At 41.4% G+C, this 17,301-nt stretch carries 20 protein-coding genes and 1 pseudogene; 14 read left to right on the top strand and 7 right to left on the bottom strand.

What is annotated here, in order from left to right; translation table 11 throughout:
- The first annotated feature begins 101 nt into the window (after positions 1-101).
- From recQ to P3L57_RS20750, 5 genes and pseudogenes are all read left to right on the top strand, one after another.
- Positions 102-1,889: a DNA helicase RecQ gene (recQ, locus tag P3L57_RS10475; RefSeq protein ID WP_069487354.1), complete on the top strand. Its 1,788-nt coding sequence runs from the start codon at positions 102-104 to the stop codon at positions 1,887-1,889.
- A gap of 236 nt (positions 1,890-2,125) precedes the next feature.
- Positions 2,126-2,989, top strand: a complete 864-nt coding sequence (locus P3L57_RS10470; protein WP_059293267.1) for a LysM peptidoglycan-binding and 3D domain-containing protein — start codon at positions 2,126-2,128, stop codon at positions 2,987-2,989.
- Positions 2,990-3,624: 635 nt separating this feature from the next.
- Positions 3,625-3,795: a hypothetical protein gene (locus tag P3L57_RS10465; RefSeq protein ID WP_254665054.1), complete on the top strand. Its 171-nt coding sequence runs from the start codon at positions 3,625-3,627 to the stop codon at positions 3,793-3,795.
- Between the two features lie 130 nt (positions 3,796-3,925).
- On the top strand, positions 3,926-4,222 hold the full coding sequence (locus P3L57_RS10460; RefSeq protein ID WP_229043067.1) for a sodium:solute symporter family transporter: 297 nt from the start codon (positions 3,926-3,928) through the stop codon (positions 4,220-4,222).
- 17 nt (positions 4,223-4,239) lie between these two features.
- Positions 4,240-4,304 (top strand): annotated as a pseudogene (locus P3L57_RS20750) (lipoprotein); the annotation flags it as partial.
- Between the two features lie 336 nt (positions 4,305-4,640).
- Here P3L57_RS20750 and desR read toward each other — a convergent pair.
- From desR to P3L57_RS10435, 5 genes are all read right to left on the bottom strand, one after another.
- Complete coding sequence (gene desR / locus P3L57_RS10455; RefSeq protein WP_044155563.1) at positions 4,641-5,240, bottom strand: two-component system response regulator DesR; 600 nt, start codon at positions 5,238-5,240, stop codon at positions 4,641-4,643.
- A gap of 18 nt (positions 5,241-5,258) precedes the next feature.
- Entirely contained in the window at positions 5,259-6,371 is a 1,113-nt protein-coding gene (gene desK, locus P3L57_RS10450; protein ID WP_044155565.1) for a two-component sensor histidine kinase DesK, read from the bottom strand.
- 119 nt (positions 6,372-6,490) lie between these two features.
- A complete protein-coding gene (gene desA, locus P3L57_RS10445) occupies positions 6,491-7,549 on the bottom strand; it encodes a Delta(5) desaturase DesA (protein ID WP_044155570.1) in 1,059 nt (352 codons plus the stop codon).
- A 121-nt stretch (positions 7,550-7,670) separates the two neighbouring features.
- The gene (locus P3L57_RS10440; RefSeq protein WP_069487356.1) at positions 7,671-8,648 is read right to left on the bottom strand and encodes a S66 family peptidase; all 978 of its coding nucleotides are present in this window, start codon (positions 8,646-8,648) and stop codon (positions 7,671-7,673) included.
- Between the two features lie 66 nt (positions 8,649-8,714).
- Positions 8,715-9,212 (bottom strand): hypothetical protein, encoded by a 498-nt coding sequence (locus P3L57_RS10435; protein WP_069487357.1) that lies wholly within the window; start codon positions 9,210-9,212, stop codon positions 8,715-8,717.
- A gap of 171 nt (positions 9,213-9,383) precedes the next feature.
- Here P3L57_RS10435 and P3L57_RS10430 point away from each other — a divergent pair, with 171 nt between their 5' ends.
- Positions 9,384-10,166, top strand: coding sequence for a VLRF1 family aeRF1-type release factor (locus P3L57_RS10430; RefSeq protein ID WP_069487358.1), 783 nt, complete (start codon positions 9,384-9,386; stop codon positions 10,164-10,166).
- 137 nt (positions 10,167-10,303) lie between these two features.
- Positions 10,304-10,840 carry a DUF420 domain-containing protein gene (locus tag P3L57_RS10425; RefSeq protein WP_003231280.1) on the top strand — a complete coding sequence of 179 codons (537 nt, stop codon included), beginning with the start codon at positions 10,304-10,306 and terminating at the stop codon, positions 10,838-10,840.
- 92 nt (positions 10,841-10,932) lie between these two features.
- On the opposite strand, the gene P3L57_RS10420 is transcribed toward P3L57_RS10425, so the two are convergent.
- Positions 10,933-11,607 carry a lysozyme family protein gene (locus P3L57_RS10420; protein WP_024121708.1) on the bottom strand — a complete coding sequence of 225 codons (675 nt, stop codon included), beginning with the start codon at positions 11,605-11,607 and terminating at the stop codon, positions 10,933-10,935.
- 191 nt (positions 11,608-11,798) lie between these two features.
- Here P3L57_RS10420 and czrA point away from each other — a divergent pair, with 191 nt between their 5' ends.
- Positions 11,799-12,131: a Zn(II)-responsive metalloregulatory transcriptional repressor CzrA gene (gene czrA / locus P3L57_RS10415; protein WP_024121707.1), complete on the top strand. Its 333-nt coding sequence runs from the start codon at positions 11,799-11,801 to the stop codon at positions 12,129-12,131.
- 30 nt (positions 12,132-12,161) lie between these two features.
- Here czrA and csk22 read toward each other — a convergent pair whose 3' ends face one another.
- A complete protein-coding gene (csk22, locus tag P3L57_RS10410) occupies positions 12,162-12,704 on the bottom strand; it encodes a mother cell-specific sporulation protein Csk22 (protein ID WP_044155576.1) in 543 nt (180 codons plus the stop codon).
- A gap of 206 nt (positions 12,705-12,910) precedes the next feature.
- On the opposite strand from csk22, the gene P3L57_RS10405 reads away from it, so the two are divergent.
- The 6 genes from P3L57_RS10405 to P3L57_RS10380 all read left to right on the top strand — a co-directional run bounded on the left by P3L57_RS10405 (position 12,911) and on the right by P3L57_RS10380 (position 17,299).
- A complete protein-coding gene (locus P3L57_RS10405; RefSeq protein ID WP_069487359.1) occupies positions 12,911-13,849 on the top strand; it encodes a helix-turn-helix transcriptional regulator in 939 nt (312 codons plus the stop codon).
- Positions 13,850-13,902: 53 nt separating this feature from the next.
- On the top strand, positions 13,903-14,388 hold the full coding sequence (locus tag P3L57_RS10400) for a GyrI-like domain-containing protein (RefSeq protein ID WP_044155578.1): 486 nt from the start codon (positions 13,903-13,905) through the stop codon (positions 14,386-14,388).
- A 75-nt stretch (positions 14,389-14,463) separates the two neighbouring features.
- The gene (locus tag P3L57_RS10395; protein WP_069487360.1) at positions 14,464-15,168 is read left to right on the top strand and encodes an MBL fold metallo-hydrolase; all 705 of its coding nucleotides are present in this window, start codon (positions 14,464-14,466) and stop codon (positions 15,166-15,168) included.
- A gap of 2 nt (positions 15,169-15,170) precedes the next feature.
- A complete protein-coding gene (locus tag P3L57_RS10390; protein ID WP_069487361.1) occupies positions 15,171-15,746 on the top strand; it encodes a TetR/AcrR family transcriptional regulator in 576 nt (191 codons plus the stop codon).
- 78 nt (positions 15,747-15,824) lie between these two features.
- On the top strand, positions 15,825-16,577 hold the full coding sequence (locus P3L57_RS10385) for a GNAT family N-acetyltransferase (protein ID WP_069487362.1): 753 nt from the start codon (positions 15,825-15,827) through the stop codon (positions 16,575-16,577).
- Positions 16,577-17,299, top strand: coding sequence for an AraC family transcriptional regulator (locus P3L57_RS10380; RefSeq protein WP_044155585.1), 723 nt, complete (start codon positions 16,577-16,579; stop codon positions 17,297-17,299). Before P3L57_RS10385 ends, P3L57_RS10380 begins: the two co-directional genes overlap by 1 nt.
- Positions 17,300-17,301 lie beyond the last annotated feature (2 nt).

Below are 17,301 nucleotides of genomic sequence, written 5' to 3'. Positions count from 1 at the left end.
TGAAAAAGTATCGAAAATTCAATTTCCATTTGAGAAGAAATGCAGGGTTATTTTTTGTGATATGATGGGAGAAATTGAAGGAAAAGCGAGGGTTACACGTTATGTTACATAAAGCCCAATCTCTTTTGGCGCATTATTTCGGTTATGAAAAGCTGCGCAGAGGGCAGGAGGAAGCCATCCGTTCGGTGACAGAAGCGAGACAAAACACGGCCTGCATCATGCCGACAGGCGGGGGGAAATCAATTTGCTATCAAATTCCGGCATTGATACTTGAAGGAACAACTATTGTCATTTCACCGTTAATTTCCTTAATGAAGGATCAGGTTGATGCTCTTGAAGAAGCGGGAATCAGAGCTGCTTACATCAACAGCACGCAAACCAATCAAGAGATATATGAAAGGCTGAACGGGCTGAAAGAAGGAGCTTATAAGCTTTTTTACATTACACCAGAGCGGTTAACGTCAACAGAATTTATTCGTATTTTGCAAAGCATTGACGTTCCTCTAGTAGCAATAGATGAAGCGCACTGTATTTCTCAATGGGGCCATGATTTCAGGCCAAGCTACAGAAACATTGAAATTCTGTTTCGTGAGTTAAATGACAAACCCGTCATCATGGCATTAACGGCAACAGCAACACCTGAGGTGCATGATGATATATGCAGCCAGCTGCATATTCAAAAAGAAAACACGGTGTATACCGGTTTCTCCCGTGACAATCTGACTTTAAAAGTTGCAAAGGGGGAAAACAAAGATCGTTTTATTGAAGAGTATGTAAAAAGAAACAAACATGAAGCAGGCATTGTCTATACGGCGACAAGAAAAGAAGCAGATCGGATATATGAGCGATTAAAACGAAATCAGATCAGCGCAGGGCGGTATCACGGGGGCTTACAGGACGAAGTCAGAAAAGAACAGCAGGAAAGGTTTCTGAACGATGAGCTGCAGGTCATGGTTGCCACATCTGCTTTCGGCATGGGCATCGATAAATCAAATATCAGGTTTGTTCTTCATGCACAAATCCCGAAAGATATGGAAAGCTACTATCAGGAGGCGGGACGAGCTGGCAGGGATGGCCTCGACAGTGAATGTGTGCTTTTATTTTCTCCGCAGGATATTATGGTGCAGCGCTTTTTAATCGAGCAATCGGAAAATGAAGAGAAGCAAAAGCAGGACTTGAAAAAACTGCGGCAAATGGTTGACTACTGCCATACGGAAGATTGTTTGCAGCGATTTATTCTGATGTATTTCGGAGAAAAGGAAGCTGAAGCCTGCGGACAGTGCGGAAACTGCACAGATACAAGAACAGCCCATGACGTGACGAGAGAAGCACAAATGGTCTTATCGTGTATCATTCGCATGAATGAACGTTTTGGGAAGACGATGGTTGCTCAGGTGCTCGCTGGATCAAAAAATAAAAAAGTGCTCGAAAACGGTTTTAGCAGCCTTTCAACATACGGAATATTAAAGCACCAATCAGTTGGTGAAATCAGCGACTTCATTGAATTTCTGATTGCTGACGAATTTATTAGGATGTCAGATGGAACATTTCCGACTCTTTTTGTAAGCGGAAAAGGGAGAAATGTGCTGAGAGGCGAATTATCAGTAGCGAGAAAAGAAGCATTAAAAGCAGAAGCCATTACAGAAAATGACGCGCTGTTTGAACGGCTGCGCACCTTACGCAAGCAAATTGCAGCAGAGCAGGGCGTTCCGCCTTTTGTCGTTTTTTCTGATCAGACGCTTAAAGATATGTCTGGAAAACAGCCTGTAAATGATGAGGAACTTTTGTCTGTAAAAGGAGTCGGAGAACAAAAAAGAGCAAAATATGGCCGGCTTTTTTTAGAAGAAATACAAGCTTATGTACAGGTGACAGACTCAAAAAAAGCATAAATCAACCTTTTTTTCTTTGAAAAACACATTTTCTTTTCTTTTTTTTGACTCGAACTTAAAAGACTTGAAAAGCCTATTACATCAAGGGTTCAGTAAGACTTTCCAACAGAGAGAAATCCTTCATGTAAAGGAACTGTAATCTAAATCATATCTTTTTGTTATTGATTTGACATTTACATGTGTTACGATATCACCTGTTAGCCGCCAATAAAAAGCTAACAAGGGAGGATTTACTTATGAAGAAGACGATTATGTCCTTTGTAGCAGTTGCAGCACTTTCAACAACTGCATTCGGAGCTCATGCTTCTGCAAAAGAAATCACGGTGCAAAAGGGTGATACGCTCTGGGGGATCTCTCAGAAAAACGGAGTGAACCTAAAGGACCTAAAAGAATGGAACAAGTTAACTTCTGATACAATCATTACGGGAGAAAAACTGACCATTTCTTCAGAAGAAACAACCACTTCTGGGCAATATACAATTAAAGCGGGAGATACGCTTTCTAAGATTGCTCAAAAATTCGGTACGACAGTTAACAACCTGAAAGTTTGGAATAACTTAAGCTCTGACATGATCTATGCTGGATCTGCACTTTCAGTAAAAGGTCAGGCAACAGCAGCAAACACAGTGACTGAGAATGCGCAAACAAGCGCACCTCAAACTGAAACAAAACAAGAGGCTGTGCAAAAAGAGCAACCTAAACAAGAAGCTGTTCAACAGCAACCAAAACAAGAAACAAAGGCTGCAGCAGAAACTTCTGTTAAAACAGAAGAAAAGGCTGTTGAATCTAATACAAATCAACAAGAAGCGGCAAAAGAACTAACTGTTACTGCTACTGCTTACTCTGCTAACGACGGCGGCATTTCCGGCGTTACAGCAACAGGCATCGACTTAAACAAGAACCCGAATGCTAAAGTTATTGCGGTTGATCCAAACGTGATTCCGCTAGGTTCTAAAGTCTATGTTGAAGGTTATGGAGAAGCAACAGCAGCAGACACTGGCGGCGCAATAAAAGGAAATAAAATTGACGTATTTGTACCAAACAAAAGTGATGCACATAATTGGGGCGTCAGAACAGTAAGTGTAAAAGTGTTAAATTAATAGAATAGATGAAGATAAAGGACATGTAGCTCTAAGCTCGTGTCCTTTTTTTGTTTTTTAGAGACGTAAAACATAATATGCTAATAAAAGAAAAATTGTGCTCCTTCTGATTTCGATAAATCGAAGGTAAACGCTCCTGCTCCTGTCATCTACTGTCTTTGCGGAAGGTGTTGTTGGTTTTTGCTATGATTATTGTATCGTTCATACTCTAACCTTATTTCTTAGGGGAGGAGCCTCACTGTTTTATATATTGAAAGCTCTCTTTTATAACGAATTTATCAACTGAGCTGATGGCCGGGTTAAATGGACAAAGCTACGCGGGCTCTATGACAGCATGTCTTGGGAAGCAAGTGCGCCGCCCGCGTTACTTAAAAACAGGAGTCATGGCGATACCTGATTTTTTGGAGCAGCGATTTGATCATAGGTTATGCTGTTTCATTCCAGCAACAATGCTGTATTCAAGGCTCTTGTCTTCCGCTTTACGGAGACGTTTGGCATCAGCACGTTCATGACGGTTTAGCTGATTTCCTTCATTATTGCGTAACGACTGCTACATTTTTTGGGGGGCTGATCGCAGCTGCTTTTAGCAGATGTGATATACGGAATTGATTTAATTTTAGACGATTTTTTTTTTTGTGGTTCTCGGCGTTCTTGCAGTCGAAGATGGCAGCTTTGAGAGCGGAATTGCAAGACTGACTGCATTACATAAAATCGATATTTGTAATTCGGCAGATGTATCCTGGCCGACGATTTTAACAGGTTTATTAGTTGAATCACCTGTATTTATGAACATGCAATTTGTTTAGCGTGCGTTAGGCGCTAAACATTCAGATGAAGGACAGGGGCTTTTTTAGCAGGTTTTTAAACTGATCGGAGTGTATTATATAGTAGTTCCGGGAGTGACTGCCTTTTCATTTGTATGGCTTCGGAATAGAGATGCTGCCACTGTATACCCTCGAGATCGTCGACTTATTGCCAGCGTCGCTTAATGGTGTTTTTGCCGCTATTTTATTCAGGGTGATTTTAAGCTCTTTCAGTGGGGCTGTAAACAGTACAGTTACCTCGTTTACATTAAATATATACAAGCCAATGTTCAAGCCAGATGATGGTGAAGGTGAAATTGTCAAATCAGGGCGCATTTTTGTTGCAGCCCTCGGGATTGTATCCATGTCATCGCACCATTTGTTTTATACGCGCCATAGAGCTATACAGCTATCATCAAGAGGTGGATGATATGCCAATGAACAATGAACGGCGAAAATGACGCCTTGGTTTATCAAAGAAAACACCAGACTATGAAGAAGTGAAGGGGTAAGAAACTAATTAGAGGAGTAGATCGTGTGTTTACTCCTCTTTTCTTCTGTCTATGAAAGCCGTGTGATATGCCTTCCAGTATACAATCTTCTAGAGATGATCAGGTTCTTTAATGTCCTCGTGGTTTCTTTACGAAAAGAGTACCGGCATTTGCTGCGGTTCCAAAATTGAATACAAGCCTGATTATGACCCGCAGGTTGATATTACACCATGGAAGCACGTCAAGCTGGCGTCATGTGTTATTTTCATTCTTGGAACGGCAACATATCTCCTGTTTTCAGCGTGGGGAGTAGCAGATGAACAAAAGAGGATCTTGGACATATGCCAAGATCCTCTTTTACTTAAACCACCCTTTTTCCTTTGAACGCGTAATGGCTTCTATACGGTTTTTCACTTCAAGCTTTTCTAGAATCATAGAGATATAATTTCGCACCGTCCCGCTTTTAATGCTGAGTTCTTGGGCGATTTCTTTTGTGTTTTTTCCGTCAGCCACAAGTTCGAGCACTTCTTTTTCTCTATCTGTGAGAGGGTTGGCCTCGCTATACATATCCTCCATCAGCTCAGGTGCGTAGATACGCTTTCCGTTCATGACGCTTCGGATGGCGCTCGCGAGCTCTTCACTCGGACTGTCCTTCAACAAATAGCCTTTAACGCCGGCTTTAATGGCTCTCTGAAAGTAGCCGGGGCGGGCAAAAGTGGTTAAGATAATAATTTTGCAATCTGTATCCTTTAATTCCTCAGCAGCTTCAAGCCCTGTCTTTCCGGGCATTTCAATGTCCATAATGCATACATCGGGCTGATGTTTTTTTGCGAATTCGACAGCATCCTGTCCGGTTGTTCCTTTGCCGACAACTTTCATATCGTCTTCTAAGTTTAATAGTGACCCTAAAGCGCCCAGCAGCATTTGCTGATCTTCCGCAATAAATATACTAATCATGTAAGCCATCCTTTTTGTTTATTTTGAGTTATTAGGAATCGTCATGGTAAGCTTGGTTCCGTTTTTGGTGTCGATGTGAAGGCTCCCGTTTGCAAATTCAAGACGCTCTCTCATACCGAGTAAGCCATGTCCTTTTGAAAAGCACGTGTCTCTTCCTTGAAATGTTCCATCGTCAGACACTGTAATAACAACTTCCTTCCAGAGCTCCTGAATATCAACTCGGCATGTTTTAGCCTGACTGTGTTTCACGACATTTGTGACAGCTTCCTTTAAGCACATGCTCAAAATGTTTTCATTAAGCAATGAGATATTTTCGGGCATTTTCTCATCTTCGTAGATAAATGTAATGTCAGCTGCTTCGAGAATTTGTTTGATGTTTATGATTTCATCCTTGAGCCGGATGCCTTTCATAGAGGATACGATTTTTCTTACTTCATTTAAAGAAGTTCTCGCTGTTTGCTGAACACTTTTCAGCTCACGCGTTGCTTGTTCAGGATCTTTGTATATTAATTTTCTCGCCAAGTCGCTTTTTAAACCGATAAGAGAAAGCTTTTGACCAAGCGTATCGTGGAGATCGCGGGCAATTCGCTGCCTTTCTTCTAATTTTACCAAATCGGCAATCCGTTCATTTGCAAATTCAAGTTTTTCTTCCAGCCGTTCGCGCTCCTTGCGGCTTCTGATACTGAACGGCAATAAAATTGCACTGATGAGGGTAATGACTACAAAAGGAATTTGTGTCAGAAAGAATTCCTTTTTTAACACAAGACTGAAATTCGCTGCGACGGCTGCGCTTATTAAATGTACGTAATATAAAATGTGGAAAGGGACGCGTTCTTTTATGTTTCCAATAAAATACGCGATAAAAAAAGCAAAATAAATATAACTGAACAGCGTAATGGAGGCTGTTGAAATGCCGATTAGCAGAAACGCCCACAAATAAATGGCCCAGCCTTTTGAGACAAAAGCAAATCGATAAACTGAAAAAAATAAAAGCGTCAAAATAATTCCGACGATAATAACAACTGTAGAAGTTGATTTAAATATAAAGTAGAAGGGCAGGATGAAAAATATCGTCCATATATAAGGCGTGATCCCGCTTAGTTTTTGAAATGTAAAATGCTTTTTGATCATGATATAACCTCATTTTCAGCTTTTCATCTTAAATGTAACTTTACCATTGTGAAAGCCAGATTGCACCACCGAACAATAAAAAGGAAGCCTTCTTGTTGTATAAGAAGACCTCCTAATTGTCAGGCGTTCTTCCGCAGCTTCTGTTTTTCTGTTGAATCAGGCGGAAGGCGGAAAGATATTTGTTTGATATCCCGAAATGACACAAATTGTTTTTTGTCTTCATCCCAAAGCCGGAATGCGAGTGATTGCAGGCTTGTTTTTAAGGTGATTGTCGGTACGTTTTTTAATGGTTCGTGATGTTCATGAGCAACTTCAAGCTTATAGTTGGGGACCTTTGGGCTCAAATGGTGAACGTGGTGGTAACCGATATTGCCTGTCAGCCATTGAAGGAGTTTCGGGAGTTTATAAAATGAACTGCCTTCCACAGCGGCCTGAACGTAGCTCCAGTTTTCATCTGCTTCAAAATAAGAGTCTTCAAATGTATGCTGTACATAAAACAGCCACACGCCGATTGAACCTGAGATCAGAAAGATAGGGCCTTGCACCAGCAAAAACGATTGCCAGCCAAAGATCAGGCAGCAAACAGCAGCCAATGACACAATTGCCAGGTTTGTAAGGTACGTGTTCACACGCTCCTTACGTCTTGCGCCTTTTTTGTTAAAACGGTTGGTGATCAGAAAAACATAAATTGGTCCGAGAATAAACATGATAAACGGATTTCTATAAAGTCTGTATGCAAGTTTTGTGCGTCTAGGTGCGGCTTTATATTCGTTTACCGTTAACAGCCAGATGTCGCCTGTTCCGCGTTTATCCAGGTTGCTGCTGGTCGCGTGATGAATCGAATGGCTGTGCTGCCATTGAAGGTAAGGGAATAAAGTCAGAACACCTGTCAGAAAACCGAGAATATGGTTATAGCGCTTTTGTTTGAAAAATGATTGATGGCAGCAGTCATGAAAGATAATGAAAATTCTGGTTAAAAACCCTGCGGCAATCACTGTTAAAGCTAAAGTAAGAAGATAGGAGACATTGAGGCTGAAATAAGCAAGAAACCACAGTCCGAAGAAAGGAATAAACGTGTTTAAAAGCTGAATCAGACTGTTTTTTGTTTCGGGCTGAGCAAAAGCAGCGACTTGCTTTGTCAGCAGTTTTTGTTTATGGGCAATGGTTTTTTCAGTCATAGTAAGTATCCTCTCATTGTGTGTCTCGGTTAAGTATACGCTAATGAGAGGAGTCCTTTGTAGTAGCACACATCATGCATCATATATGACACTTGTCATATGCCCTCGTGCAGTAAGCTGATTAATGCTTGTCGATCCATATTCGTGATTTGCCCGAATCAGCTTCAATCCTGCATGTTCCCCCTATAGGGAACGTGGCAATTGGAGAGGTATGCCCGGCATTTATGTTTGCGATGACGGGGAGGCCGGATAATTCTTTTTTTGATCTAATCATGGCTTTTACATGATCTATTGATACGTTTGATGCTTTTTGGAACCTGCCGATCAATATCCCCTTTACATTTGAAAAAGAAGGGAGGTGGATGAGCGATTGTAAATCGCGGTCAAACATATTTGCGTCTGACATATAATCATCTTCAATCAGTAAAATTGTATTTTCTGTTTCAGGAAAATACTCCGTGCCCTGCAGCAAATTAAGTGTACACAGGTTGCCGCCAATCAATGTGCCTTCAGCATAACCATCCTGGATCACAATAGGACCGGAATGAGGGTGAAAGTGCCTGTTTTCTTGATCTGAAAACCATTGATCATCACTCCACTCTTGTGATGGCAGGATTTCAAAGGCTTCATCCGAAGCGCAGCAAGCCAGAAAATAATCTTTTATATAGTCCAAGCCTTTTTTCATTGCAAATGTAGAAAAGTGGGGGCCTGAATATGTAACGAGACCGGTTTTTTGATAAATAGCATTGGCGAGAGCCGTAATATCGGAATAGCCGCAAAGAATTTTTGGATTCTGTTTGATTTTCTCGTAATCAAGATAACGCAGCAGCTGATTGCTGTTGAATCCGCCGAGTGTTGTTAAAATAGCTTTGACGTTGGGATCAAAAAAGGCGCTGTGCAGATCACTTACTCTTGATTCGATAGAGGATGACTGGAATTCGTTTAATTCCTCTGCGTGTTCAGCAATGGTCACCCGAAAACCCAATCGTTCTAATGTCGTTTTTGCGTGCAACTTTGCTTCATCTGTTAATACGGACATGCTGGTGGCGGGAGACACAATTCGAATTTCGTCTCCCGGTTTCAGTTTGGGTGCAAACACTCTTCAGGTCCTCCTAAACAGTTTTACACCATTACAGCATATCTCGGCATATTCTTCCAGACTTTTTTAGAAATCCGTCCATTTAATGCTTCCTGATTGTGTATCGTAGTCAATGGATACTTCAAATTGATGCTTTTCATAAAAATGAATGAGTCTGTCCACATGATTCCAATCCCGTTTGGCTATATCGCCGGTGACTTTTGGGATATTGCAGTCTCTGGCAATATCTTTTAAATATTTCATACAAATAGAACCGAAGCCGTAATTCGGAGGTCCTTTAATATCCCCAATATGAATGGCATCGTCCTGATAGGATGCTACAAGTGAAAAGCAGCTTTTCCCTCTATAAGCTGATTCACAATCTGTGAGCATAATTTTGCATGTTTGGCCATCATCAATCGAGGAAACAATCATCCAATCTTCATCTTTCGATTGATCAATACCAAGCACTCTGGCATCTTTCGATAGATCCTTTATATTTTCCTGCATGCGATAAATTTGAAATTCTAAATGATTCAGCTCTTCTTCAAGCTCTTGGCGGTTTTTTTCCTTAGTGGTAATCAAAATCAAACCCCTTTTCAAAAAATAGTTAGAAACACAGTAACCAATTGTAGTAGATAGAAGAGGCGTTTGTAAATGATAAATCCATAATTGCTAGAATTTAGTGCAAGGAAGGTTTGATTGGTTTTAAGAGAGGAAAAAGAAAAGTAACCCGTTGCAAAAGGAGGAGTATGAATGCCGATTGATTCATTGATTAAGAAATTGCGTTATGTCCAATTGGAACCCCCGGACAAAATTCTCTCGTTATATCTCAACACAGATATGAGGGATCCAGAGCAGCAAGGGGGAGAATGGAAAATTGCCCTTAAGTCGGGGTTCGGCAGATTAAAAGAATATCTGGCAGCAAGTGACCCGGAGGAAGAAAAGTGTCTGAATGCAATCACGGATAAAATCTATCAGCACCTTAACGGAATAGGAAAAAACATGCCGCGCAGCCTCGTGTTTTTTGTTACGAATAGCGGTATATGGGAAGCGATCAGGCTTCAAATTCCTGTTGAAACAAAATTTTACTGGGAAGAGACAGCTGTACTTGATCAGCTGGAGAATTTGCGCAAAACGTATCCAAGCACGGCTTTTATTTTAACGCAGCAAAATGAAGTGAAAATTATAGAAACCGTTTTAGGCAAAATTGAAGCAGTGGAACATTATGAATATGACGTAATCAATGAATCATGGGAGAGCAGCCAGTCTTCTAAAACCGCATCGGCTTCATTAGAAGAGGAACAGCTGAAGAATCATGTAACGGAGAATCAAACGAGACTGTACAAGCGGCTGGCGGCCAACCTCGACCAAAAGGCCGCGGCAAAAAAATGGGAGCGGATGATCATTGCCGGTGATAAAGAAACGGCTGACATCCTTGATCAGCATATGACCAAGCCCATTCACTCGAAAATCCAAAAAAATTTGCTGAATGAAAATGAACATAAGGTTGTTGATCATTTAATGCAAGAGGCATAAACCAAAAGGCTGGTGCTTTTAATGCACCGGCCTTCTGAAGTGTGTCTAATTTCTGACGAAGCCATCGAAAACGTTGACATCTCTGTTGAATTTGCATACGATTTGGATAGCCAGTACAAATTAGGAGAGGTCACCAAATGAATCAAACAGAAAATAAACCGAAAAATTATACTGGAATTGTCCTTACACTGACAGTTCTGATTAACGGTTTAATCGCAGTGCTGTTTTTTATGCCCAAATTAGATCAGTTCAGCCATGCGAATATTCACATTTTGCCGATGCTGAATGCGATATTCAACAGCTTTACGTTTATCTTCTTATTGGCGGCACTGATTATGATTAAACAAAAAAACATTAAGGCGCATAAACGCTTTATTTTAGCTGCTTTTACGACAACATTATTGTTTTTGATTTGCTATGTCACATACCATTCGATTGCGGAGAATACGCTGTATGGCGGAGAAGGTATTATGCGTCCGATTTACTTCTTTATCTTAATTACGCATATCTGCCTTTCTGCAATCATCGTGCCGCTTGCGCTGTTTACGCTGATCAGAGGCTTCAGCATGCAGGTTGAGCGCCATAAAAAAATTGCCAGATGGACAATGCCGCTGTGGCTGTATGTCAGCCTTACAGGCGTTATTGTATATTTGATGATATCACCGTATTATTAAAAGCCATACTTTGTATGGCTTTTTTGAGGTTTGTAAACATAACAAAAGCCCAAATATCGTTTTGGGCTTTGTCAGTAAATTGACAGGCTCCTTTAATGAGCCGTTGATTCCATGGTTTCAAGTGTTGCAACTTGTAAAGATTTTTCAACAGTTTTCGTTTTTTCTTTTACTTTTTCCGCGTACGTGTAATCACCGTAGCAATACGGATAACGGAAATTGTTTTCATTTCCTCCGCAAGTATAGAGCCCGGGATTTTTTTCGACTTGCTGCTCGGAGTATTGTTTTGCCAATTCCTCAGTATGCGTTCCTCCATGTTCAGCTACAAAATCAATATAACCTGCCCCCATGTTGTAGCTTTGAATAATCGTATCCAAATCCACACCTTTTTCTTTACCGGTTTTGTACATGAGGGTAAATTGCTTGATGCCTTGTTTAATACTGAGTTGAGGGTCTGTTATCTCATTACGCTTTAACCCTAGAGATTCAGAGGACTGCATCGGATCATTGCCTTTTCCTTTTGACTCCTGATACATCATGCCGAGTATCAGCGATGTGTAATTGGAGAGTCCCCGATTTTCAAGCTCGTCCTCAACCAGCGGTTTATAATCAGTTAAACGTTCGAGGACAATTGTTTTCGTGTCAATCGGAAGTTTTTTGATTAAATCGCGGTTGAACAAAAGCAGGACCAATAAAAAAGAGGCCATGACAAAGACAGAAATCATCATAAAACCCGCAGCAGCGAAACAGCCTTTTCTCTTTTTCTTCACTGTGTTTCACCCTCAATGTTTGCAGCAGTATGACTTTTTCATTATGACACAGAACGTATACCAGACCAAGTGAAAACCTGATTTGAAACATAAATTTAAACTATGAGATTAAATTGGAACAAGAAGAGACAGGTTTGCATGAAAGGACATTTGTTATAAGATAAAACTATGAAATAAGAAAGGTGAGACACATGACAGAATTTCGAGAAACGGACCGTGCGAATGAAACGGTGACCGATTTGGACGAAGAAACTTTATTTCTGGTCGCACAAACCTTCAAAGCGCTTTCTGATCCTACGAGAATCAGAATTCTCCATTTGCTTTCTCAGGGTGAACATGCTGTGAACGGGATCGCTGAGAAACTGAATTTACTGCAATCAACAGTATCCCATCAGCTCAGGTTTTTAAAAAATCTACGGCTCGTGAAATCGCGCAGAGAAGGAACATCAATCTACTATTCTCCCGAGGATGAGCATGTTTTAGATGTGCTTCAGCAAATGATCCATCATACAAGACACGATTAAAAAAGACATCCTTGCTGCCGCATGTCGCGATTAAGCAAGGATGTCTTTTTCTTTACTGTGCCCATTTTGTTCCAGACCGTTTCTGCTGATTTTGATGACAATAGAGGAAAAACCGATATAATAGACGGCGATCAGAAAACAGACGCCAATCGTGAAAGGATCAGTACCGATAGACTGGCTGTAAGATCCCAGGCTGTGTAAATCAGGCGCGGCAAGGTACAGCTCTGTGACACGATAAAGAAATCTTGATAGAAATAGGGTTAGCAGAATAAGCTCTACCCAAATATGAGTCCGAAAATAAATTTTTCCTCTGCGTTTTTCAAATGAGAGATTTTTCCTGGCGAAAAAAACCAGCAGACCTCCGCCGAGAATGCCGATAATGAAATATCCGTATAAAAAAGGATGAATGAGACTGAAGATGGTGAGACCGAATGCAAACATTGAAAAAAGAATCATACGAGTAAAAAGCCAGCGAGGCTTCAGCGGCTGATATCCGATGGATCGTTTGATTTTTTTATACAGAAAAAAGACGATAATCACGACAGGATAAACGCTTTGAAGTGTAAGATGCATGATGTGATATCCCCTCCGTTGAGAAGTGTATGCTTATCCGTTTTGAATTAGTAGTCTAAATAAACAATGACCATAAAAAAAGAAGGGGAGGCCCCTGTTTTCATAACATATGCACGATGCCTTTAGGCTGCATAATAGATATGCCCAAGCCTCATAAAATGGTATGATAATATTGGAAAATAAAAGCAGGAGACAAGGTGCGAAAAATGAAACTGGAACGTATGTTAGCGATGGTGATGTTATTAATCAGCAAAAAACAAGTGCAGGCTGCTGAGCTAGCTGATTTGTTTGAAGTATCAGTCAGAACGGTGTACCGAGATATTGATACGATCAGCAGAGCGGGCATTCCGATTGTAACCTCACAAGGCGCCGGGGGCGGGATCAGTGTGATGGAAAGGTATCGGCTTGAAAGAGAGTGGCTGAAAGAAGAGGAGCTATTTGCTATTGCTTCCGCTTTGCAGAGCGTCTCATCGATGTATGAACCCGCTTCTCACAGCGCGGCTTATCAAAAAATAAAACATCTCATACCTGACCAGGCCGCAGAGGCATTTAAGCGTGAAACGGAAAAATGGTTTATTGACATGACGGCATGGGGACAAACAGAGGACCAAAAGGCGCTTCGACAAAACATCAGTGATGCAATCGATCGGTCGTCAACCATATCATTTACATATACAAATGCAAACGGGAAAACACTTCTCCGTGAAACAGAGCCTTACACGTTGGTGTGCAAGACAGGCCGCTGGTATTTATACGCCTACTGTCTGGTTAGAAACGATTTCCGCTTTTTTAAATTAAGCCGGATGAAAGATCTGACTGTTTTACAGCAATCATATAAGAGAAAAGACATACAGCTGGAGACTCTGCCTTGGGATGCGAATTGGTATCGAAAGGATCGTTTAACTGAGCTGGTCATTCTTGTCCAGCCCGGTGCGCATCAGCGTATAAGTGAATGGTTTGGAAATGATGTCCTTCTATTTGATGATAATGAAGCCTGCCGAGCGGTGATATCTCTGCCTGAGGATCAATGGCTGATCGGTTTCTTGCTGCAATTTGGCAAGGATATTGAGGTCCTGGAACCGCTTCATATCCGGGAAAAGGTAAAAGAAACGATTTTTCATATGCAAAAAATATATGAAACCTGACACAATGCTGTCAGGTTTCTTCTTTTATAATCTAGGTAAAAAGGAGGTATCAAATGAGCTATTCACATATGACACATTTAGAACAAAAGCGCTTTTCAGGGCTGTCACAAAGAACAAGCAATGCATTGGAAATGACGGAAAAAAGACAAATCCCGTTCTTATGGAATCGATTTTGGCAGCAGGATACGAGCGTGTTACTTCCGCCTAATAAAAAGGATCAGAGCATTATCGCTTTATACTCTCATTACGAACAGCAGGAGAATGGGTTTTACACATTTTCTGTCGGCGCTTTTACCGAGCATAGCGACATACTTCCGGAACCTTATGAGGATATATATTTACCAGCTTCCGCTTATGCTGTTTTTACTTCAAGAATCGGTCCTATTGAAGACATTGTACTCGACACATGGAAGGAAATCTGGTCTTGGGACAAGCGCCATTTGCGTACTTTTTCAGGAGACTTTGAGCAGTATGATCAAAGTGCGCTTTCACCGCAGCGGGCGCAGGTTAAAATATTTGTCGCCATAAACTTGGTATAACACTCTTGAAAAACTAATGGTATTAGTTAATAATGAAACTAACACCATTAGTTTTTTATTCAGGAGGAGTATCATATGAGAATCATTCAGAATCAAACTGTGCGGCAGCTGACGTTTTATCCGACATTATTTCCGGTCAATTGTTATCTTGTAGAGGAAGAAAATGAAGTAACTTTAATTGATACTGGTCTTCCGAACAGCTATAAAGGGATTATCCAAGCAGTGAATCAGCTTGGAAAACCGTTACAACACATTTTATTGACTCATGCGCACGGTGATCATGTCGGTTCGCTGGATGCACTGTCCCAAGCTTTCCCTCATGCAAAGGTTGTCATATCCGAGCGTGATTCATTTTTGTTAAAAGGTGATGTTTCTTTGCGAAAAGATGAACCGCAGACGCCTATAAAAGGAGGAATTCCAAAAAATATCAAAACAAAGCCTGACGTTTTGCTGGCGGGTGGTGAAACAATCGGTTCTCTCCTTGCGATTTCAAGCCCAGGTCATACCCCGGGAAGCATGTCGTTTCTGGACACAAGAAACGGAATTGTAATAGCTGGGGATGCATTTCAATTACGCGGGGGAATAGCCGTCTCAGGCCAGATGAGATGGTCATTTCCTTTTCCTGCCTTCGCCACTTGGAATAAGGAGGCTGCTGTAAGAAGCGCGGAATGGCTTGTTGACAAGGCGCCGAGCTGTCTCGCGGTCGGACATGGGAATTTCCTTGCTTCACCAGAACAATTGATGAAATTAGCAATTCAAAAAGCAAAGAAGGGGGTCTGACCATGTCACCGAGAGCAGGATTGCATCAAAAGATGATTATAGAGGCGGCGGCAGAGATTGCTGATCAGGAAGGAATAAACGGCGTGACGCTAGCCGCACTCTCTAAAAAAATGAATGTACGGCCCCCGTCTCTGTATAATCACATAAGCGGGCTGCAGGGAATCAGAACAGAGCTTGCCGTTAGCGGTTTGACAAGGCTTTTTGATCAGATGGCTGATTCCGTCAAAGAACAAAAGGGGGAGTCCGCCTTGCTATCTTTAGGCGATGCATATGTTGGGTTTGCAGTTGAAAATCCGGGTTATTATGAAGCGACTTTGCTTAAAATTCAAGATGAAAGAGCTGAAAGCCTGTCAAACCAGATTGTCCGTCTTGTCACGAAACTGCTAATTGACAGCGGTTATGCAAACGAACAGACTGTGATTCATGCAACAAGAGGGCTGCGAAGCTTGCTGCACGGCTTCGCGACTTTAATCGGAAAAGAAGCGTTTGAATTAAAGGAAGATATTTCAGACAGCTTAGCATTTTCAATTCGATTATTTCTATCAGGTCTGTCAATAAACAGTAAAAGTATTATGTAAACTAAATAATATATGTCTTATATTTCTGAATATTGTATAATAAATCATGCAGTATATATAAGGGAGAGGCAAGAGGCTATGCATGATATTTACAAAATTGAGCAATTAGCGGCAGCATCATGGCCGTCTTATATTCAAAAAAGAATGGGGAAATGGCTTCTCAGAGCGAATTTTGGCGTAACCAAACGGGCGAACAGCGTATGGACATCGGCGGACATGCCAGAAGAAGATTACCAAAAAGAGATCGAGCATTTCTATAAAAGTTTAGGTCTGCCCGTTTGTGTTCAAATCAGTGACGCATCTCCGGAAGGACTGGATGATGCGCTGGCAGACAGCGGATATGAAAAGATTGATGAATGTTTTCAAATGACAGCAACATGCTGCGATATTTTAGATCGTACTTTTGACAACAGCCGATTTACATATAAGTGGGAGCAGGAGTCATCGTCTTCATGGATTGATGATTTTATCCAATTGGAAGAATTTTCACCCGAACGGCATTGCGGCTATACAAGCATTTTCAAACGAATGCAGCCGTGTAAAACCTTTTTCACTATGTATGACCAAGGCAGCCTGACAGCAGTGGGCACGGCTTCCGTTATCGATGGCTATGGCGGACTCAGCAACGTTGTAGTAGCAAAGGAACATAGAGGAAAAGGGGCAGGGACCCAAGTCATCAGGGCTCTGACTGAATGGTCAATGAACAATGGAGCTAAGTATATGTACTTGCAAGTGATGAAAGAAAACACAGCCGCCGTTTCTTTGTATGAAAAAATCGGGTTCTCGCCTATATCGGAACACCATTACCGGATCAAAAAGGAGGATGGCTGATGAATTCGCTTCAAGAGATTATCTGTGAAAAACGGACATATACACGCCTTTATTCCTCACATAAGCACGCATATAGCCAATTTCTTTTTCCCCTTGAAGGGAATATCGATCTTGAAACAGAGGATCGGCAGGTCAAATTAAAGCCGGATCAATTTTTATATATTCCGCCAGAGTGCGAGCATCGGTTCCGCTCTATTGGCAGAAATGAATGCCTTGTGCTGGATGTGCCGCTTCAGGCGATGAAAATTGAGGAGCATCATGCAGCCGCAGGGATTGAAGCTGCAATCGATCCTTTTTGGTCTTCGATCAGGCACTTATTAATAGAGGAAGCACACACACGCTCAGCGCACACGCTCCACCTGCTTGTTCAATACATAAAAGAAAAACTGCAAACCCATACTCATGCGTCAATCGCATACATCCATAGCCATTTGTCTGAGCCGCTGACAATACAAAAGCTGGCGAAAATTGAACATTATCACCCAGCTTACTATTCAAGCTGGTTTAAGAAACAGACCGGTAAGTCCCCTCAAGTCTATATAGCTGACCTCCGTCTTGAGGAAGCGAAACGGATGCTGATTGAGAAAAATGTTACGCTGACTGTCGTGAGTCAATCGCTCGGTTTTCAAAACCTTTCTTCTTTTACAAGATGGTTTGCAAAAAGTACAGGTGTATCGCCCCGAATGTACCGGAATACCTTTCATTCAGATAAAAAAAGATGAGC

It is taken from the genome of Bacillus sp. B28 (assembly GCF_029536185.1).
GTDB classification, from domain to species: domain Bacteria; phylum Bacillota; class Bacilli; order Bacillales; family Bacillaceae; genus Bacillus; species Bacillus halotolerans.
Note: the sequence above shows the minus strand (reverse complement) of the source record. Positions and strands in the feature narration are given on the sequence as shown.